The sequence below is a fragment of the Peptoniphilus sp. BV3C26 genome (assembly GCF_000478985.1).
Lineage (GTDB): Bacteria > Bacillota > Clostridia > Tissierellales > Peptoniphilaceae > Peptoniphilus_B > Peptoniphilus_B koenoeneniae.
The window spans coordinates 1-22,917 of sequence record NZ_AWXB01000058.1; the positions used below are offsets into that span (position 1 = coordinate 1).

The 22,917-nt window shown below is 30.4% G+C and carries 22 protein-coding genes and 1 tRNA gene; 5 read left to right on the forward strand and 18 right to left on the reverse strand.

What is annotated here, in order from left to right; all coding sequences use genetic code 11:
* The 3 genes from metG to HMPREF1253_RS06640 form a co-directional block, all read right to left on the reverse strand.
* Positions 1 to 1,682, reverse strand: a 1,682-nt coding sequence (metG, locus tag HMPREF1253_RS06630; protein WP_023056008.1) for a methionine--tRNA ligase, incomplete at its 3' end; no start/stop codon positions are given.
* Positions 1,683 to 2,001: 319 nt separating this feature from the next.
* Positions 2,002 to 2,250 (reverse strand): GlsB/YeaQ/YmgE family stress response membrane protein, encoded by a 249-nt coding sequence (locus HMPREF1253_RS06635; protein ID WP_023056060.1) that lies wholly within the window; start codon positions 2,248 to 2,250, stop codon positions 2,002 to 2,004.
* 76 nt (positions 2,251 to 2,326) lie between these two features.
* Positions 2,327 to 2,905 (reverse strand): hypothetical protein, encoded by a 579-nt coding sequence (locus HMPREF1253_RS06640; RefSeq protein WP_023056045.1) that lies wholly within the window; start codon positions 2,903 to 2,905, stop codon positions 2,327 to 2,329.
* Between the two features lie 65 nt (positions 2,906 to 2,970).
* Here HMPREF1253_RS06640 and HMPREF1253_RS06645 point away from each other — a divergent pair.
* Positions 2,971 to 3,047: transfer RNA gene (locus tag HMPREF1253_RS06645), tRNA-Arg, on the forward strand.
* 529 nt (positions 3,048 to 3,576) lie between these two features.
* Positions 3,577 to 4,110, forward strand: coding sequence for a phosphatase PAP2 family protein (locus HMPREF1253_RS06650; RefSeq protein WP_023056108.1), 534 nt, complete (start codon positions 3,577 to 3,579; stop codon positions 4,108 to 4,110).
* Positions 4,111 to 4,125: 15 nt separating this feature from the next.
* Here HMPREF1253_RS06650 and HMPREF1253_RS06655 read toward each other — a convergent pair whose 3' ends face one another.
* On the reverse strand, positions 4,126 to 5,520 hold the full coding sequence (locus HMPREF1253_RS06655) for a copper amine oxidase N-terminal domain-containing protein (protein ID WP_023056042.1): 1,395 nt from the start codon (positions 5,518 to 5,520) through the stop codon (positions 4,126 to 4,128).
* Between the two features lie 257 nt (positions 5,521 to 5,777).
* Here HMPREF1253_RS06655 and HMPREF1253_RS06660 point away from each other — a divergent pair, with 257 nt between their 5' ends.
* Complete coding sequence (locus tag HMPREF1253_RS06660) at positions 5,778 to 6,161, forward strand: hypothetical protein (protein ID WP_023056039.1); 384 nt, start codon at positions 5,778 to 5,780, stop codon at positions 6,159 to 6,161.
* A gap of 29 nt (positions 6,162 to 6,190) precedes the next feature.
* Here HMPREF1253_RS06660 and HMPREF1253_RS09700 read toward each other — a convergent pair whose 3' ends face one another.
* The 6 genes from HMPREF1253_RS09700 to HMPREF1253_RS06685 all read right to left on the reverse strand — a co-directional run bounded on the left by HMPREF1253_RS09700 (position 6,191) and on the right by HMPREF1253_RS06685 (position 13,164).
* Positions 6,191 to 8,548, reverse strand: coding sequence for an ABC transporter permease (locus HMPREF1253_RS09700; protein ID WP_023056079.1), 2,358 nt, complete (start codon positions 8,546 to 8,548; stop codon positions 6,191 to 6,193).
* A 112-nt stretch (positions 8,549 to 8,660) separates the two neighbouring features.
* Positions 8,661 to 10,172 carry a hypothetical protein gene (locus tag HMPREF1253_RS09705; protein ID WP_023056074.1) on the reverse strand — a complete coding sequence of 504 codons (1,512 nt, stop codon included), beginning with the start codon at positions 10,170 to 10,172 and terminating at the stop codon, positions 8,661 to 8,663.
* A 1-nt stretch (position 10,173) separates the two neighbouring features.
* Entirely contained in the window at positions 10,174 to 10,875 is a 702-nt protein-coding gene (locus tag HMPREF1253_RS06670) for an ABC transporter ATP-binding protein (protein WP_023056103.1), read from the reverse strand.
* 42 nt (positions 10,876 to 10,917) lie between these two features.
* Positions 10,918 to 11,481 (reverse strand): ATP-binding cassette domain-containing protein, encoded by a 564-nt coding sequence (locus HMPREF1253_RS06675; RefSeq protein WP_023056013.1) that lies wholly within the window; start codon positions 11,479 to 11,481, stop codon positions 10,918 to 10,920.
* The gene (locus HMPREF1253_RS06680) at positions 11,472 to 12,206 is read right to left on the reverse strand and encodes an ABC transporter permease (RefSeq protein WP_023056085.1); all 735 of its coding nucleotides are present in this window, start codon (positions 12,204 to 12,206) and stop codon (positions 11,472 to 11,474) included. Before HMPREF1253_RS06680 ends, HMPREF1253_RS06675 begins: the two co-directional genes overlap by 10 nt.
* Positions 12,184 to 13,164, reverse strand: a complete 981-nt coding sequence (locus HMPREF1253_RS06685) for an ABC transporter substrate-binding protein (RefSeq protein ID WP_023056082.1) — start codon at positions 13,162 to 13,164, stop codon at positions 12,184 to 12,186. The genes HMPREF1253_RS06680 and HMPREF1253_RS06685 overlap by 23 nt, the downstream gene beginning before the upstream one ends.
* Positions 13,165 to 13,232: 68 nt before the next feature.
* Here HMPREF1253_RS06685 and HMPREF1253_RS06690 point away from each other — a divergent pair, with 68 nt between their 5' ends.
* The gene (locus HMPREF1253_RS06690; RefSeq protein WP_023055996.1) at positions 13,233 to 13,763 is read left to right on the forward strand and encodes a guanylate kinase; all 531 of its coding nucleotides are present in this window, start codon (positions 13,233 to 13,235) and stop codon (positions 13,761 to 13,763) included.
* A 24-nt stretch (positions 13,764 to 13,787) separates the two neighbouring features.
* Here HMPREF1253_RS06690 and HMPREF1253_RS09710 read toward each other — a convergent pair whose 3' ends face one another.
* From HMPREF1253_RS09710 to HMPREF1253_RS06725, 7 genes are all read right to left on the reverse strand, one after another.
* Positions 13,788 to 14,270: a prolyl oligopeptidase family serine peptidase gene (locus HMPREF1253_RS09710; protein ID WP_023056065.1), complete on the reverse strand. Its 483-nt coding sequence runs from the start codon at positions 14,268 to 14,270 to the stop codon at positions 13,788 to 13,790.
* A 271-nt stretch (positions 14,271 to 14,541) separates the two neighbouring features.
* A complete protein-coding gene (locus HMPREF1253_RS06700) occupies positions 14,542 to 15,210 on the reverse strand; it encodes a uracil-DNA glycosylase (protein WP_023056004.1) in 669 nt (222 codons plus the stop codon).
* Between the two features lie 10 nt (positions 15,211 to 15,220).
* Entirely contained in the window at positions 15,221 to 16,591 is a 1,371-nt protein-coding gene (locus HMPREF1253_RS06705; protein ID WP_023056044.1) for an NAD-binding protein, read from the reverse strand.
* Positions 16,592 to 16,599: 8 nt separating this feature from the next.
* Positions 16,600 to 18,039, reverse strand: a complete 1,440-nt coding sequence (locus tag HMPREF1253_RS06710) for a TrkH family potassium uptake protein (RefSeq protein WP_023056107.1) — start codon at positions 18,037 to 18,039, stop codon at positions 16,600 to 16,602.
* Positions 18,017 to 19,369, reverse strand: a complete 1,353-nt coding sequence (gene trkA / locus HMPREF1253_RS06715; protein ID WP_023056058.1) for a Trk system potassium transporter TrkA — start codon at positions 19,367 to 19,369, stop codon at positions 18,017 to 18,019. Before trkA ends, HMPREF1253_RS06710 begins: the two co-directional genes overlap by 23 nt.
* A gap of 1 nt (position 19,370) precedes the next feature.
* Positions 19,371 to 20,519, reverse strand: a complete 1,149-nt coding sequence (locus tag HMPREF1253_RS06720; protein WP_023055995.1) for a cation diffusion facilitator family transporter — start codon at positions 20,517 to 20,519, stop codon at positions 19,371 to 19,373.
* Between the two features lie 94 nt (positions 20,520 to 20,613).
* On the reverse strand, positions 20,614 to 21,735 hold the full coding sequence (locus HMPREF1253_RS06725; RefSeq protein ID WP_023056059.1) for an AI-2E family transporter: 1,122 nt from the start codon (positions 21,733 to 21,735) through the stop codon (positions 20,614 to 20,616).
* A 79-nt stretch (positions 21,736 to 21,814) separates the two neighbouring features.
* Between HMPREF1253_RS06725 and HMPREF1253_RS06730 the strand changes: the two genes are divergently transcribed.
* The gene (locus HMPREF1253_RS06730; protein ID WP_023056006.1) at positions 21,815 to 22,366 is read left to right on the forward strand and encodes a stage II sporulation protein M; all 552 of its coding nucleotides are present in this window, start codon (positions 21,815 to 21,817) and stop codon (positions 22,364 to 22,366) included.
* A 44-nt stretch (positions 22,367 to 22,410) separates the two neighbouring features.
* On the opposite strand, the gene HMPREF1253_RS06735 is transcribed toward HMPREF1253_RS06730, so the two are convergent.
* A complete protein-coding gene (locus tag HMPREF1253_RS06735) occupies positions 22,411 to 22,848 on the reverse strand; it encodes a universal stress protein (RefSeq protein ID WP_023056095.1) in 438 nt (145 codons plus the stop codon).
* Positions 22,849 to 22,917: the final 69 nt, after the last annotated feature.

Genomic DNA, 22,917 nt, shown 5'->3' on the forward strand with positions numbered 1-22,917 from the left:
GTTATTTCTTCTTTTCCTAAGCCAACAATTGTTGATTTTTCTTCTTTTTCATTTTTCTTAAGCTTTTTTCCTGCTTGCTTAATCCAATCATTTAGATCTTTTTCTCTTTCTTCAGCTAATTTTTTATTTGCCTTATCAAGATTTTCAATTTCTTTTTCAATGTCAAGACGTGGGAAAATCACATCTCCCTTTAGGACTTTTTCGCCATCTAAAAGTCCAAATTGCCTAGCATCTTCCCATTTAACTTGGTCTTTTATTCCTAGTTGTCTTCTGATTTCTTTTGAAGTATTTGTTATAAAGGGATAGATTAAAACACTTATAATTCTTATACTTTCTGCAAGATTGTATAAAACATTTTCAAGTTTTTCCTTATCTTCAGAATTTTTTGCAAGAACCCATGGTTGTGTTTCGTCTACATATTTATTTGCACGTCTTACAAGTTTCCAAATTTCTTCAAGGGCATCGGAAAATTGATAAGTTTCCATTGCCTTATCTACTTTTTCTTTAACTGAAACTGCAATATTTTTTAAATTCTCATCAAATTCAGTTTTTGCAGAGGACTTTTTAATTATTCCTCCCTTGTATTTTTCAATCATGGAAACAGTTCTTGATACAAGATTTCCAAGGTCATTAGCAAGATCTGAATTTAATCTTGCCATAAATTTTTCTTTTGTGAAGCTTCCATCGCTTCCAAAGGAAAATTCACGAAGTAAAAAGTATTTTAAAGCATCTACTCCGTAAAGTTCTATAATTGGTTCTGGATAAACTACATTTCCCTTACTCTTACTCATCTTGTCATCATCAAATAGTATCCATCCATGACCGAAAACTTGTTTTGGAAGAGGCATATCAAGGGCCATTAAAATTGCAGGCCAAATAATTGTATGAAATCTTACAATTTCCTTTCCTACCAGGTGAACATCAGCAGGCCAAAACTCATTAAATCTTTCATTGTTGTAGCCATAACCAAGACCTGTTAAATAACAACTTAAAGCATCAATCCAAACATAAACTACATGCTTGTCATCAAAGGGAACTTTTACTCCCCAATCAAAGCTTGATCTTGATACTGAAAGGTCTTCCAAGCCGTTTTCAAGGAAGTTTTTAACCATTTCATTTTTTCTTGATTCCGGTTGAATAAATTCCGGATGGTCTTCATATAGTTTTAAAAGTTTGTCGCGATATTTTGAAAGTCTGAAAAAATATGCTTCTTCATGAGATAAGTGAGTTTCCCTTCCACAGTCTGGACAAGTGTGATTTTCTCCAAGTTGTGATTCAGTCCAAAAAGATTCACAAGGAGTGCAATAATATCCTTCATATTGACCCTTATAAATATCTCCCTTGTCATAAAGTTTTTGGAAAATTTCCTGAACATTTTTTTCATGTTGCTCATCTGTTGAACGAATAAAAGAATCATAATCAATATCCATTTTTGCCCAAAGAGCTTTAATGTTTTCTACTATGTGGTCTATATATTCTTTTGGTTCCATTCCATATTCGTGAGCTTTTTGCATAAGCTTTTGTCCATGTTCATCAGAACCCGTTGTAAAGAAAACATCGTATCCTTGCATTTTTTTAAATTTTTTCAGTGCATCTGCTGCAACTGTACAATAGGTGTGTCCTATGTGAAGATTGTCACTTGGGTAGTAAATAGGTGTTGTTAAATAATATTTTTTACTCATAAAACCTCCTAAAATTAACAAATAAAAACGTCCTCGATAGAGACGAGGACGTGGTACCACTCTAATTTGCTTAAATTATATTAAGCCTCTAAGTCCGTAACGTGGAAAACGCCCCGATTGGGGATAAAGTGAATCCATGTTCAAAAATTTTTCTCTAGACCTTTCACCAACCGGTCCTTCTCTAAAGAGTCTGATTTTCTACTCAAAACACTATAAACTTTAAATTTTTAATTAATTATGAATTATATAGTAAGTTTTTTAAAAAAGCAAATATAATTTAAAATTAAAATTTATATAAAATTTTCAGTAGCCTTTAATTTTATTTTCCTGTTACTTTGTTAATTATCCAAAGTAAGATAACTGCTCCAAAAACGCCCACTAAAAGTGAAGGCACTGCTCCTTGACCAGCTTGAACATTTACAAGACCAAGAACAAATCTACCTATGGAACCTCCTATGATACCTACAAAAATATTTGCAAGAGCTCCCATTTTTTCATTTTTATTCATTATCATGCTGGCAATCCAACCTGCGGCTGCACCAACTATAATACTCATAAGCCAACCCATATTTTTACCTCCTCTTAATTTATTAGATATACATTTTATTTATACCAAAATTATCCTTGTTTCAATCATAAATAATTTATAAGTTTTTTCTAAGATGGTCTTCAATTGCATCTTCCCTATCTTTCATTGCTTCCAAAGTAATACTTAAAAGTTCATCTAATTCAAGGCCTAAGTTTTCAGCTCCCTTTTTTATTACATCTCTTGAGCAACCTGCTGCAAATTTTTTGTCTTTAAATTTTTTCTTCAAACTTTTAAGTTCCATATCTTTTGTGGATTTACTTGGCCTCATTAAGGCACAAGCACCTATAAGACCTGTAAGTTCATCAACAGCATAGAGATATTTTTCCATTTTTTTCTCAGGTTTAACCTCACTACAAATTCCATGTCCGTGGCTTAATATTCCATGAATCATTTCTTGAGGAGCATCTATTTCTTTAAGAATATCTGGAGTCCTTTTTAAATGTTCTTCAGGCCACTTTTCATAATCAACATCATGTAAAAGACCTACTAGACCCCAAAAATTTTCATCTTCTCCTTCTTTTTTTGCTAAGTATCTTAAGACTTCTTCAAGGGTGAAAGCGTGTCTTAAGTGGAATTCTTCTTTATTATATTTTTTTAAAAGTTTCAAAGCTTTTTCTTTTGTGGGATAATTCATTTTTTGCCTCCAATATTTTACCTATTTGACAATAATCTTTCAGTAAATTAAAATATACTTCACATGGACATGTAGCTCAGTAGGATAGAGCGAAGCTCTCCTAAAGCTTAGGCCGGGGGTTCGATTCCTCTCATGTCCACCATAAACAAAAAAGAGAATGTGTAATCAATTATTACTACATTCTCTTTTCAGTTATTCCAAGAATCCATCCAACCAAATGTTTTTGGTTCTATCATTCTACTACCTTTCTTTTGCTTTTTGCAATTCACATAACAAGTAAAACTGCAGCTGCAAAATCCTTTTAAACAAACTTACAAATCGCGTTTTAGTTGCCAAATGTGATTACATTTAAAATCAAACTTTTTTCTTTTTTCAAAAATCCTACTCTAAATTTTTGAGAAAAAAATTTTTATTAAATTTCATCTCATTCTCTAATCCTACTTTTGTTTTGTTATTTAAAATAACAAGTTATAATCATCAAGACTCTATATAAACGCTTAAAGCGATTAAACGGTCAATAATTATTTAGAAAGTTGGATGGATTTCAAGGTTCTGTTCACCAATCTCTTGGTATTTTTAATATACCCTCTATTTTTTATTTAAAACACTTTTATAAAAAATTTTTAAATTTTTTAAATTTTTTGTAAATTTTTTATAGTATAATAATTTACATGGAACTTAAATTACTTGATCTTATTCAAAACATGACAAATCCTCTATTGGATTTTATTTTTTTATTAATTACAAGTTTAGGAAATTGCGGAATATTTTTTATTTTTATAGGTATTTGGCTCTTTAGTTGGAAAAAAACTCGAAAAATAGGTTTAAATGTTTTAATAACTTTAATTTTATGTGGAATTTTTGGAAATTTAATTTTAAAACCTCTTATTGCAAGGCCCAGGCCCTTTGTTGTAAAAGGAATTTTTCCTAAAATAAATCCTCCAAAAGATTTTTCCTTTCCTTCAGGCCACACTTATAGTGGTATAGGAAGTGCAAATTCCATTTATTTTTACAATAAGAGATTTGGAAAAATAATTTATATAATTGCAAGCCTTGTGGCCTTTTCCAGATTATATTTTTATGTCCACTACCCTACAGATATTATAGGCGGCATATTTTTAGGCCTTATTCTTTCTTATGTTTCTAAGTTTTTAACGGATCTTATTTATAAAAAATTAAGACAAATAAAAAAGCAGCCTAAATAGAGCTGCTTTTTTTAATTATTTTGTAATATCAATTGAATAAATCAAACCATCTTTTTCAGATCCAACTTTTTCAAATCCAACTTTATAACCTAAGTTTTCTAAAACTCCTCTTAAAGGAATCATAGTTCTGTTGTTTATAATCATTGGAGCTACATCAAGTTTAACGTCTTTTCCATCAACTTTTATTGTTTCTTGTCCGATTGTCATTTCAATTTTTTTATCTCCAAGACTTGTTGTTACCATTTTCTTTTCTTGGTCCCAATTAACTTCTGCTCCTAAGTTTTCTAAAACTCCTCTAAAGGGAATTAAAGTTCTTGAATTTTTAATTACAGGTTCTTGGTCTTCAAATTCTATCATCTTTCCTTCAACGCTTACTAAAATTATAGGAGAATTATCTGCTCTGAATAATTTCATAAGATCTGCTTGAGAAAGCTTTTTGAAAGATGTAGGCATTTGAACTGTTACGTCTTTTTCTCTTTTTGAATTAACTTCAGATTCAACTGTCATTGTCATAAGTTCAGGAATAACAAGTTTAATTTCACATTCAGCTTCATATTCATTGTCATTTTTTACTTCAAGTGAATATTCTACTTTTGAATCTTTCAAAGCTTTTTCATCAAGAGGAAGTGATTTTGTTAAATCATTTTCTTTGTAATTATCAAAAGCTTTCTTGATATCTTCTTTTGGTGCCTTAATTCCCATCTTTTCAAGCATTGGAATTAAAGTTTCAGAAGCCTTATCCCAATTTTTTGCAACTATGTTTAAACCTGCATTAGCATCTTTTAAAATTTCTTCAAGGCTTGCTTCATATTTGTAAGTGTTGCCTTTAATTTCCATATCTTTACTTGGCTTAAAGCCCTTTAAAGCTTGGTCTGTAAATTTAATTAAATCAGCTGTAAATTCTCCTGATTTAGAATATTCCATAAGCTTATCATAGCTTGGATCCATTTCTTTTTTGTCTTCTGAAGCATCAAGTAGAACATAGTCTTCTTTTATATCCATTTTTTTGCCACTTAAGTCAGCTAATACCTTAAAAGCAGCCTTATCTACATAAATCTTATTTCCGTCTATAAAGATTTCAACTTTAAATTTATCGGGAACCTTTATTTCCGGTGCACTTTCATCTTCTTGTAATAATTTTTTAAAATTGCTTAAATCATATTCAATAGACATTTGTGCTTTTTCTTTTTGTGAAATACCTTCAAACTTTGCCGGCATTTCAAATTTCACTTTTTTGTTTGTTGATTTGTCAAATGCTTCAACTTCAACTTCAACTTTTCCTGATTGTTTAGTTGCTTCCCAAGCGTTTAATTTTTGAGAAACTCCTAAAAATGCTTGCATATTAGGTGTACATGCTGTAAGAAGCATTGTCATAATAAGTGAAAAAACTAAAATTATTTTTTTTCTCATAAAACCCTCCAAATTTTTATTTATTTTTCTTTCCTTTCCCCATTGTACCACAGAATTTTTTCCATTGCATCTTAGGTCTAAATTTTTACATCCTTAATAAATGGCTTTAAGGCTTCTTTTAATGTATTAAATTTTATTTGCATTTTTCTTTTCAATTGATAATTCAATCATTTAAAAATTTCTTGTTTTATCAATTATCATCGTCTATAATTTACTTATATAGTTAATCTTTATTTTAAATGATAGGAGACTATTTTATGAGCCCTTTATCAATTGAACTTTTCTTCAAAGGCAAAAGCTTTAATGAAATTATTTTTTCTCAAAGAGAGATCGAAAATCTTAATAATTATTTAAAAAATTCAAATCTTATGGTAATAAGCAATCCGATTTTCTATGACTACTGCGCTTATATCGGGGGAACTTATTACGCTTTTAGGGATAAGGAGGACCTTGCTATTTTTATTTCGTCCACAAATTCAAAAGTTCTAAGAAAAAGTTTTAAGAAAAATTATTTTAAGGACAGAGATGCTCTTTTTATTAATATTTTGATTTTTTCTTTAATCTTTTGTTTTCCAAATAAAATAAGTCTCTTAATAAGTTTAATCTTATTGATTTTTGAAAAAATTTTTATTTTAAATTAAAAAACTTCCCTGAAATAGGGAAGCTTTTTTTATTCTTGTGCTTTTAAAGCTTGAACCATATCTATTTTTTTAAGTTTTTTGTGGAAAATCAACATTACAAAAAATGTTACTATAGTTGTAATTAAGGCTGAAAATAAATAAGCTCTCTTCACTAAAACCGGATCCAGCATTGCCATATAGGGTACTACAACTTGAAGAACTCCGTAGTGTAAAATCTTTCCTACTAAAAGTCCTATTCCTATTCCTATTATTGTTAAAATCCAAGTTTCTCTATAAATATAACTTGTTACTTCTTTTGGATAAAATCCCAAAACTTTTATTGTGGAAAGTTCTCTCTTTCTTTCTTCTATGTTGATGTTTGTCAAGTTATATAATACTATTACCGCAAGCATTGATGATGCCAGGACTATTGTTGCTACCACAAGATATATGGAGCTCATAAAGTTGTCCAAAATTTTTTCAAGGACGCTTACATTCATTGTTGAAGTGGAACATTTATAGTCCATAAAGTCCTTGGATATTTTACTTATATCTTCTGGGTTTTTAAGTTTTAAAGCCTCACAGTTGGACACAAAATTTTTACCAAATACTTTTTCATAATACTTTGGAGTCATAAATAAATTATGTCCCACATACATTTCTGTAATTCCGCTTATTTGAACTTTATAAATTTCTCCGTCCTTATCTTTAATTTCAAGACTGTCCCCAATTTTTACCTTTTTTAATTTACTTAGTTTTTCGGTAATAACAGCTCCCCTATCTGTAAGTTTTATTTCTTTTTTATTTTTTCTTGTTCTTAAAGTATAGAATTCTGAAAATTCTTCTAAGTTTTCTGGAACTACAAGACTTACATCTTGATCAATTTTATTAAATTTACTTTTAAAATTGGACATATTAAAGGAGGCATATTTTTCTATTCTTTGGTCTTTTTTTATTCCTTCTTTAAATTTATCAAAACTTTTTTTGTCAATTTCCCTATCGTAAAAGACTGCCAAATTATATTTCATAACTTGTTTAAATTGCTTGTCTTTTATTCCCTTAACGGAACCCTCTATTCCAAAACCCAAAACTAAAAGTGCACTGCAACCCATAATTCCTATTACAGTCATTATCATTCTCTTTTTGTACCTAAATAAGTTTCTTGCAGTTACTTTTTGTAAAAAAGAAAGTCTCTTCCAAAGAGGTTTTATTCTTTCTATTAAAATTCTTGTTCCGCCCTTTGGAGCAGGTCCTCTTAATAGATTTGCCGCATTATTTCTAAGGCTTGCATATACGGAAATCATTGCCGTTATTCCCGTTGCCAAAAGCCCTACTATAATGGCAAATAAAGTTCTTATTGGGTAAAATTTAAAAATTAAATTTTTTTCAAAAATCGTATCAACGGAATAAGAATTGCCTATTAATCTTGATAGGGCAAAGGCTCCTATTAAAGCTCCTATTATTCCACCTATTAAGGCTGAAGATTCTCCGTAAATGAAATATTTTGATGCAATTTGCCTGTTGCTGTAACCTAAGGCCTTATAAGTTCCTATATTTATTCTATTTTCTTCAACCATTCTTGTCATCGTTGTCCAACATACAAGCATTGATATTAAAAAGAAAAATACAGGAAAGACAAGACTTAAAAGATCTACTCTATGAGCATAATCAATGTAAGTGTTTATGTCTTCATTTAAGTGTCTTGGCGTAATTTCATAGGAAGGTTGGGATAAAATTTTTAAAATTCTCTTTGCATCATTAATTTTATCTAAGCCGTCTTTTATTTTTTCATCTGCTTCAAGGGATTTTTCGTCATATTCTCTTTGACCCTTGTCAAGTTTTCTCTGGCCCTTATTTATTTCATAAAGGGCATCTTTTAATTGCTTTTTGCCCTTTGTTTCTCCCTCTTCAAAATCTTTGAGTCCAGACTTATAATTTTCAAGGCCTCTTTCATATTCTTCACGACCGCTTTTTAACTGACTTTTACCTTCTATAAATTTTTTATAGTTTTCATCATATTTTAATTTTGCCCTATCGTAGTCTATTTCGCCCTTATCCAGTTTTTCCTTAGCTTCATTTAATTCTTTTTCCGAATCTTCTAATTTTTTAAGTCCTTCTTCATACTGCCTTAGACCGTCTAAGTATTTCTCGTAATTTTCTTTATATTCAAGTTCTCCTTCTTGGGCTTGTTTTATGCCCCTATCAAGAGCATCTTTTCCCATATCGTACTTGGCTTGACCTTCAGCTAACTGAATTTGTGCCTTATCTAATTCTTTTTTTGCCTCTATTAATTTATCAGCACCCTCTATGCCAGCATTTATGTTTTCTAAGTTTATTTTGGATAAGTCCAAATCTCCTATGCCATATTTATCTTCCAAGTCCTTTATTTTATTTTTTATTTCTTCCAAGGTCTTTAGTTGAGTTTCTATTGCTGCAATTTGAATTTTTAACTGATAAATTTCTCCTTGATGTTTTTTTTGTTCTTCCTCAGGAAGGCTTAAAAGCTCATTTAATTTTCCTTCAAGTTCTATTTTTTTTATTATTAAGATCTTCTATATTTTTATTTAGTTTACCTAATTCAGGTAAAATTTTTTCAATTTCAGGATTATTTACTAAAATGTCTTTTATTACTTGAAGCTCTGACTTTATAGTTTCGGGGCTTTTTCCTTTACCACCAGGAACGCTGTTTTGAAGCTCCTCAAGGCCCTTTTCATATTGAGCTTTTCCATCTTCATATTGTTTTTTTCCTTGATTTAATTTTTCCTCAGCCTCTTTTAGTTCCTCTTGAGATTTTTTAATCTTCTCCCAACCTTGATCAAGTTTTTTTCTTCCCTCAATAAGTTGATTGTTTGCCTGATCTAAAGAAATTTTTGTGGCTTCTAATTTTCCCTTTCCCTTTTCAAGCTCTTCTTTTCCATTATTGTACTGAGCCTTGCCCTTTTCAAGTTCGACCTTAGCCCCTCTTAAATCTAAATCTCCATTTGCTAACTGATTTTGTCCATCGTTAATTTTGCTTTGATTTTCGTCTATTTTTTTCTTTGCGTCAGCAAGTTTTTCCTTAGCCTCACTTAATTTTTCTCTGCCCTTTTGACTTTCTTCATCAAACTTATTTTTTCCGTCTTTATATTTTTCTCTTGCATCTGAAAGTTTTTCTCTGCCCTCTTCAAGTTCGTTTTTTCCGTCTAAAAGCTTAACTTTTGCAGAGTCTATCTGGTCTTCGCCCTCTACAATCTTATCTTCTATGTCAAGTTTTAATTCTTCCAGCCTTTCCTTAGGCCTATATTTAAAATCTATTTCCAGTTCATCTTCATATTTTTTTAATAGATCCTGATATTTTTTGGAAGATGTTTTTAAATTTTCAGTATCTTTTAAAATTATCCTTGCAATTGTAGGATCAGATAAAAAGTTGGATCTTTCAACAAAGGCAAAACCCTTAAGCTCTCCAAGACCCCTTTGACTGTTGCCCCTTGTAATATTTTTTACATTTTCAATATAATCTGCAAAGCCCACAATTTTATAAGTATAATTTTTAAGATGATCGTCCCTTTTTTCATCTTTAGAAGTAAATTTATTAACTTCTTTTTTTAAACTTATGGAATCATTTAATTTGTAGCCCTCTTTTTTTAGGGCCTTATCTAAAATTATTTCCCCTTCATTTTCTATGTCCCTTCCCTCTATAATATTGGGAAGACTTATGGATTTTGGCATAGATAAAACTTTTATGGCAAAGTCTTTTCCCACGACAAAAAGATCCTCGTCATAGTCTAATGAAAGTTTGTCTATGCCCTCAAGGTTTTCAAGTATACGAAGATCTTTTTCTTTTAGACCCAAAGCTGATGTTATGCTTATGTCCTCCATATTTGATTTTTTTATGCTTTTTTCCAAAGTATCTCTCATAAGAGGTCCTGTTGTAATAAGACCTACAAAGACAAATACTCCCAGGCCTACAATTAAAATAATTGAAATGTATTTTGAAATTGTATTTGTTATTTCTCTAAATGTGTCTTTTTTAAGACCTTGTGGTCTTTTCATACTACCACTCTATTTCATCTATATTTTTGGGATTTTCATTTACAGTTAATTTTCCCACTTTGCCGTCAACTATTTCAAGAACCCTATCTCCTATTGGAGCAATCATAGTGTTGTGAGTAATTATAAGAACTGTGGTTTCCGTTTTTCTTGCAGTATTTTGCAAAATTTTCAAAACTTGCTTTCCCGTTTTATAATCAAGAGCTCCTGTAGGTTCATCACATAAGAGAACTTTGGGATTTTTTGAAACTGCCCTTGCTATGGCAACCCTTTGTTGTTCTCCTCCTGAAAGTTGTGCCGGGAAATTATCCATCCTATTTTCAAGGCCCACTTCTTTTAAAACTTCTTTAGCATCAAGGGGCTTTTCTATTATTTGAGATGCAAGTTCAACATTTTCAAGAGCCGTAAGATTTGGAATTAAATTGTAATTTTGAAAAACAAAACCCATGTCTTCCCTTCTGTAAGTTGTAAGTTCCATTTCATTTAATTTTACAAGATCTTTTCCATCAATTATGACTTGACCTTGATCTGCCCTGTCCATACCTCCTAAAATATTAAGGAGTGTGCTTTTTCCTGCCCCTGATGGACCTATTATAAGACATAATTCTCCCTTATTTATTTCAAAGGAAATGTTGTCGTTTGCAACCACGGTTGATGATCCAGTTATGAATTTTTTAACTAAATTTTTTACTTCTATAAATGCCATATTGTTTTTTATACCCCTTTTATGAAAACTTTAAATTTTCATTTATTCAATATTAATTACTCTTGCCCCTAAAATTTCTGCATCCTCTAATCTGTGGCTTACATAAATTAAGGGACTTTTCAAATTTTTATTTATATAATTAAGCATTAAAATCCTTGTGTCCTCATCAACTTCACGAATAGCTTCATCCATAAGCAAAATATTTCCCTCATATATAGAAGCTCTTATAAAACTTATTCTTCTTTTCATGCCCCCTGAAAGCTCTCCAACTTTCATGTCCAAAAGATTAAAAAGTCCAACCTGATTTAATTCTCTTTCGTACTTAAAATCTGTAAGTTCTTTTACAAAGCTTAAATTTTCTCTTACACTTTTATTTTCAAAAAGAAGATTGTCTTGAAAAACAATTGATGGTTTAAGGGGCTCTGAAGAAATTATTTGCCCCTTATCAGGTCTTATTTGACCGCTTATTATTTTTATAAGGGTGGTCTTTCCAGATCCTGATCTACCTATAAGGCAAATTTTTTCATCTTTTAAATGTAAATTGAAGTTTTCTAAAACTTTTTTATCTCCATAAGATTTACAAATATTTTTTAAGATCAGTTCCATCTACTTTTTATCCTTTTTATAATAAATTCAAGAAAAAAATTTAAGCTGATTCCTATTATTGTCCAGGCTATTAAACCTTCCATGTCCAAATAAATTTTTGAATCATATATCCTCGAGCCTAGTCCGTATTTAGGATGGCCTATTACTTCCGCCGCAACTATACTTTTAAAACCGAATCCTAAACTTATTAAAAGAGAACTTAAAAAATAGGGTTTTAAACTTTCAAAATATATGTACTTAAATTTTTTAAAGGGTCTTACATTAAATATTTTACCCATAAAAATGTAATCCATAGAAATTTGGCCGAGACCCTCCATAATATTTATATAGATAAGGGGAATTATTACAATTGCAGAAATAATTAAACCTAAGCTTTCAATTTTAAAAAACATCAAGGCAAAAATAATAAAACTTACAACAGGTATGGACTTTATTGTCTTTATCAGAGGCTCTATAAGTTCTTTTAAAGCCATAGATTTATAAGATAGGTATGATAAGATTAAAGCTATTATTAAAGCCACTGAAAGGCCCTCTATGAGGCTTAAAAAGGTGTTTAAAATATTAAGGTAAGACTCTTTTTCCCTTAAAATTTCAAAAAGTCTTTTTAATACAGCTTGGGGAGACACTATAAGTATCTCCCTCCTTTTTACATATGAAATTATAAACCAAATGGAAATCCAAAAAAATCCCCTTAAAATTTTTTTACTTGTAGTAGAAATTTTCACCGGGAAGTTTTCCTCCAACTGATTTTTTATCTTGGTCATAAAGCACCTTTAAATAATTTGCCAGATCATCTTCCATTTTTTGTCCATCAATAAAAGTTATATTGCACTTTGGCAGTGCCTCTTTTGCAATTTCTTCAGGAACTATTTCATATTTTCCTACAAGCTTTGCAGCTTCGTCATTTTTTGTAAAATCTACAGATTCTTTATATTCTTTCAAAAATGTTTTGAAAGCTTCTTCATGGTCTTTTAAGAAGTCATTTCTTACAAGTGTAACTCCCATAATAAGCTTACCTGAATCTTTAAGCTTATCCCATTCTTCCGTAAGATTTATAAGTTCTTTTAAACCTTCAACTTTTTTTTGTGCTACTGTTAAGAAGGGTTGGGGAAGCATTACTATATGGTCTTTATTTTGAACAATGTCTGATACGACTTCACTATGTTCACTTTTATATTGAATGTTTACATCCTTATCTGGATCTAATCCATTTTCTATAAGAAGATGTCTTAATACAAATTCCGGTGAAGCTCCCTGACCACTGGTAACGAGAGTCTTTCCCTTTAAGTCTGCAATTGTTTTTACATGGTCATTTGTTGATGCAATATACAAAACTCCCAAAGTATTTATGGCTGCAACTTTTATAAAGTCTTCTTTTTTGTTGTTTATTATTGCCGCTAAGTTTGAAGGTAGAGAACAAACATCATATTCCCCTTTCATAAGGCCTGTTACGGCTTCATCGGGGCTGTTTAAAATTTTATATTCATACTTTACTTCTGTTTTTCCTTCATCGCTGTCGTTAAATAATTTCACAAGACCCATAGCTGTAGGTCCTTTAAGAGCTGCTATCTTTATTGTTTCTTTTTCTTTATTCGCTTCTTTTTCTTTTGTATTTTCAACAGGTTTAGAACATCCTGTCAATATTAAAAGAAAAGAAAGTAAAATGATACTTAATTTTTTCATAAATTCCTCCTAAAATGAATTATAATATATTTGATAACCAAAGTCTATTTGACTGAGAGGAGATTTTTATGTTACTTATCTTGCTTGGGCCATCGGGAAGTGGAAAAACTACTCAGGCTGAAATTTTAAAAAGGTCTTATAATTTTAAAAAAATTGTTACATATACAACAAGGTCCATTAGAGAGGGCGAAAAGAATCACGAATCTTATAATTTTATAAATAAAGGACAATTTGAAGATAAAATTAAAAAAAATTTTTTCTTTGAATATACAATTTATGCAAATAATTATTATGGAACGAGTAAAGAATCCATTGTAAATGCTGCAAAAAGTTCCTACAATTTTGTTTTAACCGTTGATGGTAATGGTGCAAAAGTTTTAAAGGAAAAAATCCCCTGCACAACAATTTATTTAGAAATTCCTAAAGAAATTATTTTTAAAAGACTTATGACAAGGGGAGAAAAAAGGGAAATTGTTGAAAAAAGAATTAAAATTTCCGAAAATTATAGGGATATTTCCGATTATGTAATCGATGGAACAAAGTCTATTGAAAATATTACTGAAGAAATTTTAAAAATATACAAAAAAATAAGAGCCTAGGCGGATTTGTTCCGACCTAGCTCTTTAATTTTCTAAAAATTCCAAAGCTCTTTCAAGCATTTGAGTTGTCAATTGGTGGCCTGTTTTTTCAAATTTTTCAAAACACAGGTCTTTTTTATTTTTATACTTTTCTTTTATGCTTTGGTAAAATTTTTCGTTCATTGAATTACTTACAGTGTCATCATCTTGACCGTTTAAAAGGCAAATTTTTCTATTCATTAAATTTTCTGGATACCTGATTGGGTTTAAAGTTCTTATAAATTCATTTCTTCTCATCATTTCATAAGTTTCTACCCCTTGAATTTGAGATATTTCTTTTACAAGTTCTTCAAATTCCATAGAACCATTAAAGGACAAAAGACTTTTGATTTTTTTATTAAAGGTAAAAATTGCTCCGGCACTTATGGCGCCAAGAGAATGGCCTCCTATAATTATATTATTTTCATCAGCTCCTAAGTTTTTTATTGCATGCTTATAAATTCTTGTAGATTCCTCTACATTTCCCATAAGAGTTCTGAAAAAATATTCCTTAATGGTATTTGCATCTTCATAATCTAAGTTTCCTCTTGAACCATGATTTCTTTCTTCGGGAATTATTACTTGGTAGCCATAACTTGCAAAAATTGTTCCTCTAAAAACTTGTCTTTCTATATTTGAACCCCAACCATGATAAAAAATAAGGGTTTTTATTTTGTCTTCTATTTTTTTGGTTTAATTACATAAGTTTGTATTCCATCTATATAAATTTCATCATAAGTAAACATTTTTGATTTTATCATTAGTCCAGCCTCCAGCTTGGTGGTCTTACTCCCTTACTTTCTAAAAATGAATTTGCTTTTGAAAAGGGTCTTGAGCCGAAAAATCCCCTATAGGCTGAAAGAGGACTGGGATGTGGTCCTTCAATTATTAGGTGATTTTTATTCTTTAATAATTTTTTCTTAGATCTTGCATGGGACCCCCATAGAATAAAAACAAGGGGTTCTTCTTTTTTATCAATAAGTTCAATTACATGGTCAGTAAAAATTTCCCATCCTATTTTTGAATGGCTCATAGGATTGTGAGCTCTTACTGTAAGAGTTGTATTAAGAAGCATGATTCCCTCTCTTGTCCATGGAATTAAACACCCTGTATGGGCTTCTTCTATTCCTAAGTCATCTTTTAATTCTTTATAAATATTTAAAAGGGATGGTGGAATTTTTACTCCCTCTTGCACACTAAATGCCAGCCCATGAGCTTGCCCTAAGTTGTGATAAGGGTCTTGACCTAAGATAACAACTTTTATATCTTTATAAGCCGTATAGTGAAAGGCATTAAAAATATCTTCTGCCTTAGGAAAAATTTGATGATTTTTATACTCTTCTATTAAAAGACTTCTTAAACTTTTATAATAGTTTTGTTTAAATTCATCTTCTAAAAGTTCTTTCCAATCATTTTTAAAAATATCCATTTAAGACTCCTTATGACTCGAAAAGAGATTGAAATAATTTTTTATTTTCTCCATTTAAAAATTGAATAAGATTATCCCTATTTTTCTTTTTAAAAAATATTACAAGTCTATCTCCTCTTTCAATTTTTGAATTTCCTCTTGGTATAATTGCAGAACCGTCTTTTCTTACAACTGCACCTATAATCATACCTTCAGGAAGGCTTAATTCTTTTAAAGTTAAATTTTCAACTTTTGAGCCTTCTTTTAAGGTAATCTCAAAAACTTCAGCCCTATCTGCAAACATGTGGTATAAATTCATCCCTCCATCTTTTTTCATTAGTTTTAAGATTTTATCTGCAGCTATCATAGATGGATTTATAATGGCACTTGCTGGCAAATTATCCAAAAATTTATTGTAAGTTTGAGATTCTACTTTTAAAATTATATCTTTTATTCCAATTCCGTCTGCCATAAGACAGGTTACTATATTTAATTCATCTTGAGATGTTAGGGCTAAAAGAGCATCACAACTAGTAAACTCTTCTCTGCTCTTTTTTAAAACATCTTTAAAAGAATTTCTTATTACAAAGGCATCTTCATATTTGTTTCTTAAATCCTTTGCCTTTTTTGAATCTTCTTCAATTACTTTTATATTTATTTCCTTGGCAGTATCTATTAAAGATCTGGTTATTCCCGAATCTCCAATAATTATCATATCTTTCTTTTTTTCTACATTGGTAAAATGGAAATGTCTGGATCTGAAAGAAATAATATCATCAGTAAGGCCCATTAAGTACAACTTATCCTCTTCGTCTAAAACGGTATTTCCGTTAGGTATAATAAGATTATTCTTTCTTAAAATTCCAACTACAAGTATTGTGGAAAGACTTCCTATTTCAGAAATTTTGTTTCCTATAAATTCCGGATCAAGCTCTACGCTATAATCTATTAATCTTACCTTGCCTCCTGCAAAGACATCAGATTTTATTCCTATGTCATCTTCAACAAGTTTTAAAATATTTCTTGAGCTTTCTAAATCCTGATTTAATATATAATCTATCCCTAAACTTTTCTTTAAATCAAAAATATCATTAATATCGTCATAAGAATTCATCTTAGTTATAATAAATCCTTTTGTATAATTTCTTACAAGTCTTGATATTAAAAGATTTATTTTGTCATCTTCAGTTAAAATTAGGACATAGTCTGTATCTTTTATTTCTAAAGACTCCATAAGACCTTGGTCAAAAAAATTAGCTGAAATTAATTTTGCATTTCTCTTTTTAAAATTATTAAATTCCCAAGAATCCCTATCTATAACAAGAACTTGGTCTTCATAAACCTGAAGAACATCAACAAGTTTTTGAGATATGGCGTTTGCGCCGAAAATAATTATTTTCATATTGACTCCTATGATTTTCTTCCCGGTGCTACAAGAGCAAGGAGAGTGAAAAATTCCAGTCTTCCTAAGAGCATAAAGAAGGAAAACATAAGCTTATATCCTCCATTAAAAAACAAAAAGTTTTGTGTAGGACCCACTCTTCCAAAACCTGGACCTACGTTAGAAAGCATGGTCATTACAGAAGATGTAGCACTGACATAATCCAAACCGCTAAGGGAAACAAGGGCTGATCCTAAGACAAGAACTATAATATAGACTCCTGCAAAGGCAGCTATTCCAAATACAACTTCATCGCTTAAATTTCTTCCGTTTATTTCTATAGGCACAACTGCATTAGGATGGATAACCTTTATAATTTCCCTTTTTATAAGTTTCCATATAACAACAATTCTTATTACCTTCATTCCACCTGCAGTAGAACCTGCACAGGAACCAATGAAAAATAAAATATATAAAATGTATTTTGAAAAAACAGGCCAAAGGTCATAATCTGCACTGGCAAATCCTGATGTTGAACTTATGGATGTAACTTGAAAAGCTGAATCTAAAAAAGATTTTCCAAAACTTCCATAGCCACTGAAAAATAAATCAAGGCCTATTAAAATTATTGCCCCTATAATTATAAAATAATAGTGTATAAATTCTTCATCTGTAAAAATGTTTTTAATTTTTCCCTTTAATAGATAATAGTACATGGTGAAGTTGGTTCCGCAAAGAACCATAAAAACACTCATTACAATAGGAATATAGGCTCCATCTACGCTCATTAAGCTATCGCTGTAAGAAGAGAAACCTCCAGTTCCCACTACTCCAAAAGTGTGAACTACAGAATCAAAAAGGGTCATTCCTCCAATTTTCAGTAGAGTTATTAAAATGATTGTTATACCCATATAAATTATATAAAGTCTTTTTGCAGTTTCACTCATTTTAGGTTCAATTTTACCTGCTACAGGTCCTGGGGTTTCCGCTTTAAATATTTGAAAACCTCCAACACCAAGTTTCGGCAAAAGAGATAGAGTAAATACAAGAATTCCCATTCCCCCTATCCAGTGAGTTACACTTCTCCAAAGAACTATTGATTTGGGAATCTTACTTATATCATCTATAACACTTGCTCCAGTTGTTGTAAAACCTGAAACAATTTCAAAAAAAGCATCTATATAAGTTGGTACACTTTTTGACAAATATAGGGGTAAAGCTCCAAATAGAGCTGCAAATATCCAACCTAAAGAAACAATCAAAAGCCCATCTTTAGGAGTAAGCCTTCTGCTCTTTTCCGTTATAAAACTTGTAAACACTGAGAAAACCAGCATAATCCCAATAGTAATGATAAAAGAATTAAGAGAGGCTTCTTGATTAAAAAATCCTATCAGGAGGGAAGGAACCATAAAAAAGGTCTCTATTCCCACAAGAAATCCTATTATTCTAAATGCCACTGAATAATTCATTTATAAAATCACTCTTCTTTTTCTTTTTATTGTAAAATATGGACTTTAATGTTTGTATATTTTCATGAGTACAAAATACAACAACCCTGTCTCCCGGCACCAAAACCGTATTTCCGTTGGGAATAAAAGCTTTTTCATCTCTTAAAACAGAAATTAGAAGTATTCCTTGGGGAAGATTTAAGTCCATAACTTTTTTATTTATTATCTTTGCTCCCTCTTTAACTAAGATTTCAGTAAACTCAGCATCGCCATCAAGCATAAGGTTTACAGATAGGGAACCTGAACCTCTTAATATCCTTAAAATTTCACTTGCAGTAATAAATGATGTGTTAAAAGCTCCATCAAGAGATAGTTTTTCAAGAATCTGGTTATAATTAGGTCTTGAAATCTTGGCAACAGATTTATAAATTCCCATTTGCTTAGCGGAAAGAGCCATAAGTAAATTAGTTTCATCAATGCCTGTTGCAGCTACAAAGGCATCATTTGTATCCATCATCTCTTCTTCAAGAAGAGTCAGGTTGGTTCCGTCACCATTAATAATAGTTGCATTGGGAAGACGCTCTTTTAATTTTATACATCTTTCCCTGTCGATTTCTATTATAGTTGTATCAATTTTATCTTCCTTTAGCAAAAGCCCCAGATATAAACCCAGCTTTCCTCCGCCTAAGATCATTACTCTTTGAACGGTTCTGGACTTTCTTATGCCAGAATGTTTCTCGTCAAATAAATCAACTTCTTTTCTTGGGCCACATATAAGAACAACGTCATTTTCTTCAAGAACAGTTGAACCATAGGGAATGATTGTTTCTCCGTTTCTTGACACAGCTGCAATTAAAAGATTTTCAAAATCCTCAAGATCTTTTATTTCTCTTCCCACAAAATTTTCATCCGTTTGAATGTTAAACTCAGCAAGTTTTACCTTGCCACCTGCAAATTCATCTGTCATTAAAAGATATTTTTTAAGCAAATATTTTTCAATATTAAGGGCGGTTGCATAGTCTGGGTTTATTATGTGATCTATTCCCAGCTCATCAATAATAAAGCCAACTTGCTTGTGATACTCCGGATTTCTTACCCTTGCAATACATTTATTGCAGCCTAATTTTTTTGCAACAGTACAAATAAGTACATTAGCTTCATCAGAAGTAGTAGTTGCAATTAATAGGTCATAGCTTGATATTTCCAGCTCCTTTAAAACATCTAAACTGGAATTTATATCTGAAATTGCTTTTTCCGATTTATCAACCACTGTAACATCATAATTTTCTATCGAAAGAGCAGAAGATAATCTTGAACCTAGTTTTCCTCCACCTACAATTATAGCTTTCATATCAATACCTCATTTTTATTTCAATATTAAAAGTATAATCTTTAAATTTTTCTTTTAATTTATTTTCAATCTCTTTATCTATCTTATCTCTGTCTCCGTAACTTTTTATTATATTTCCGTCAACTACAGCATCAAAATTTATAACTCCGTCTCTTATTATTAAATCATGAAAGCCTACAAAAGCTCTTGTGGTTTCCATAATCTTCTCAATTTCCCTTTCAGCATCCTTATATTTTTTAGCTTTCATACCCGCTGGTTCTGGATGAATAATAAAATTCAGTTTAAGCTGATTTTTTAATTGATGTTCCATATTGTCAACAATGGAATGAACGTCATAAATGCTCATGTTATGATCAAATTCAACATCCACAATGGCAAACTTATCTTCAGGACCAAAGCTTACAACTCTTACATCGTGACAGCCCTTAACATCTTCGTAAGAATTTATAGAATCTTTTATTTCTTTAATAATATCATCAGAAGGTGCCTCTCCTATAATATTCGATACCGTATCCTTAAGAAGAGAAAAAGCTGAGAAAATAATAAATATTGAAACAATTATCCCTATAATTCCGTCAATATGAATTTTGAAAATCTTATTAGTAAAAATATTTATAAGTACAATGGATGTTACTAAAACATCTCCAATGGCATCTGTTGCCGTTGCCTTTAATGGACTTGAATCAATTTTTTCTCCTATTGTCTTATAAACCACAACTATATAAACCTTTATTAAAATTGACAGGTTCATAAGAATAAGGGAAATAAAACTGTATTCATCCTTTGATCCGTTTACTATTTTTTTGTAGGAAGCGAATAAAAATTGAATTCCCACTATTAAAACAAAAATACAAATAATAAGAGCTGATAAATACTCTATTCTTCCATGGCCGTAAGGATGTTCCTTATCGGCAGGTTTTCTTGAAAGTTTAACCCCTATAATAGTTACAACTGCAGAAAAAACATCAAAAATATTGTTGACCCCATCTGCAAGAACTGAAATAGAGCCTGAAACAAGACCTATTGTAACTTTAATTATAGAAAGAATAACATTGGTGATAATGCCGAAAAATCCGGTATAAGTTGAAATTTTAGCCCTATCTTCGTAAGGACCTCCAAATTTTCCAAGTTTCAAAATTAAATTTACCATTTTAACCTCAATATAAGTATTTCTTAGATTATATCATAATAAAAGGCAAGAAATTTTCTCACCTTATACAAAAATAGAAAGCCGAAGCTTTCCATTAAATATTTGTAATTCTTTTATTAGTGTACTCTCTTAAGAGCTGAAATACAACTGCAAAAAGAGGAACAAAAACCCACATCCCAATTATTCCGTAAAGACTTCCTCCAACTATAATGGCAAATAAGGACCACATGGGAGGTATAGAAAGAGCTCCACCTACAATTTTAGGGTAAATAAAGTTTCCTTGAATTTGTTGGATAACAAGAGAATAAATTAAATATATAAGGGCCTTTGTAGGAGATTCTATTAAAATAAACACAACTCCCAAAGCAGTTCCTATAAAAGGTCCCACAAGAGGAACCAGATCACTTGTAGCTGCAATAACTGAAATCATAGGTCCATAAGGAAGTCTTAAAATTATCATGCCCACAAAAGTTAAAAGCCCAAGTATAATTGCATCAAAAACTTGTCCTTTTACAAAATAATAAAAATTATTGTGAGTAATTGAAAGAACATGAAAAATATAGGCGCTCTTTTCCTTAAATAAAGCTTTTATCAATTTCTTAAATTGCCTTTCAAGACCTTTTTTATCAAGAAGAATATAAATTGCAAAAACAAAAGCTAAGAAAGAATCCATAAAGGCTCCGAAAATACCCGATGCCGTTCCTATAATTGAGGTATAAATTTTTGAATTTGACCCGTCAAAAAATCCTTTAACTTTGTCAAAAACTTTGTCCCAAGAAAGTTTGCTTATGGTTTTTTCAAGATTTTCTCCATAAACTGCAGTCCAGGAATTTTTCTTTAAAAATTCTACAAGTCTTTTTATAAATTCAGGTATCTTCTCTTCAAGAGCTTTAACCGCATTTATAAGTTGAGGAATTATAAGATAAGTTACAAGAGTTATAAAGGCTCCTAAAATAATTAAAGTTATTAAAAGAGCAAGAGGCTCTATAAATTTTTTAAACTTTTCATTCTTAACTTTACTTAAAAGCTTTATAAAAAAATTCATTGGAATTTTTAAAACAAAAGCGAGAGCCGCCCCTGCAATAAAAGGACTTACAATACCAAGTAAAAATAAAAAATATTTGAAAATACTTTTTATATATATGAAGCAAAAAGTAAAAGTAATTGCAATTAATATAATTTTTAAAATGTCTTTGTTTTCTTCTTTTCTTATCATTTTCTCACCCATATCTATTTTAACATTAAGTTAAACTTTATGGGTATATAAATAACAAAACAATAATTTGGAGGACTTTATGAAAAAAAGAAATATAATTATCTCACTAAGTCTCACTTTTTTAGTTTCAATCTTGTTGGGTTACTTTCTCTTAAATGAAGACTTAGCGCAAAAATTTTCCTATGAATTTATTAAAAATAAAGAAAATATTTTAATAAACGGAGAAATTTCCGCAAAGGGACTTTTTATAAATAATGTAAGAGCAAGCTTTATAATGGTCATTATAGGCTTCATACCTTTTTTGTTTTTACCTTACTTAGGCTCTTTTGCAAATGGATTTATAATAGGGGTAATAGGAAAAATGCTCTCTTTTAAAAAAATGAACTTGCTTAGAGCTTTTGTCTTTGGGATTCTTCCCCATGGAATATTTGAAATTCCCGCCCTTATTTATGCCATGTATTTAGGTGTAACTTTTTGCTTAAATATAACAAAAAAATTTCTGAAAAAAGACAGAGAAAATTTTTCAGACCTTTTCAGAAAAAATATTATGAATTTTATTAAAATTGTAATTCCCCTACTGATAATCGCCGCTCTTATTGAAGCTTATGTAACTCCCCTTTTATTAAAATAAATTTAAAATTTCTATAAAAAAAGAGATTGTTTAACAATCTCTTTTTATTTTAAATCACTTTTTACTACAAGGACACTTACTTTTGATTGGTTTATTACTTTGTTTGATACGCTTCCTAAAAGTGTTCTTGAAAATGCTCCCAAACCACGGTTTCCCATTACTATTAAATCACAATCATGTTCTTCTGCAAATTTACAAATTTGACTTGCAGGATTTCCTGATGTATAAAATGTTTCATGATTGTAGGGATAATTTTCCAGTTCTTTATCTACATCAGTTAAGACAAATTCCGCTCTTTCGGTGTTTGCCTTATCTATTTCCAAAGTATAGGGGAAATTTGTAGGATATTGTTCAAATATGCTGGTTTCAGGTATTACTGTAAGTATTAATAAATCCGCTTGAACTTTTTCTCCTAATTTTCTTGCAACTTTTACGGATTCATTACTGGATTTTGATCCATCTATAGGTACTAAAAATTTCATTTTGCCCTCCTTAAATTTCTATAATTTATTAATATAATTATACCCAATTTAAAAAAAAGAAACAGATTT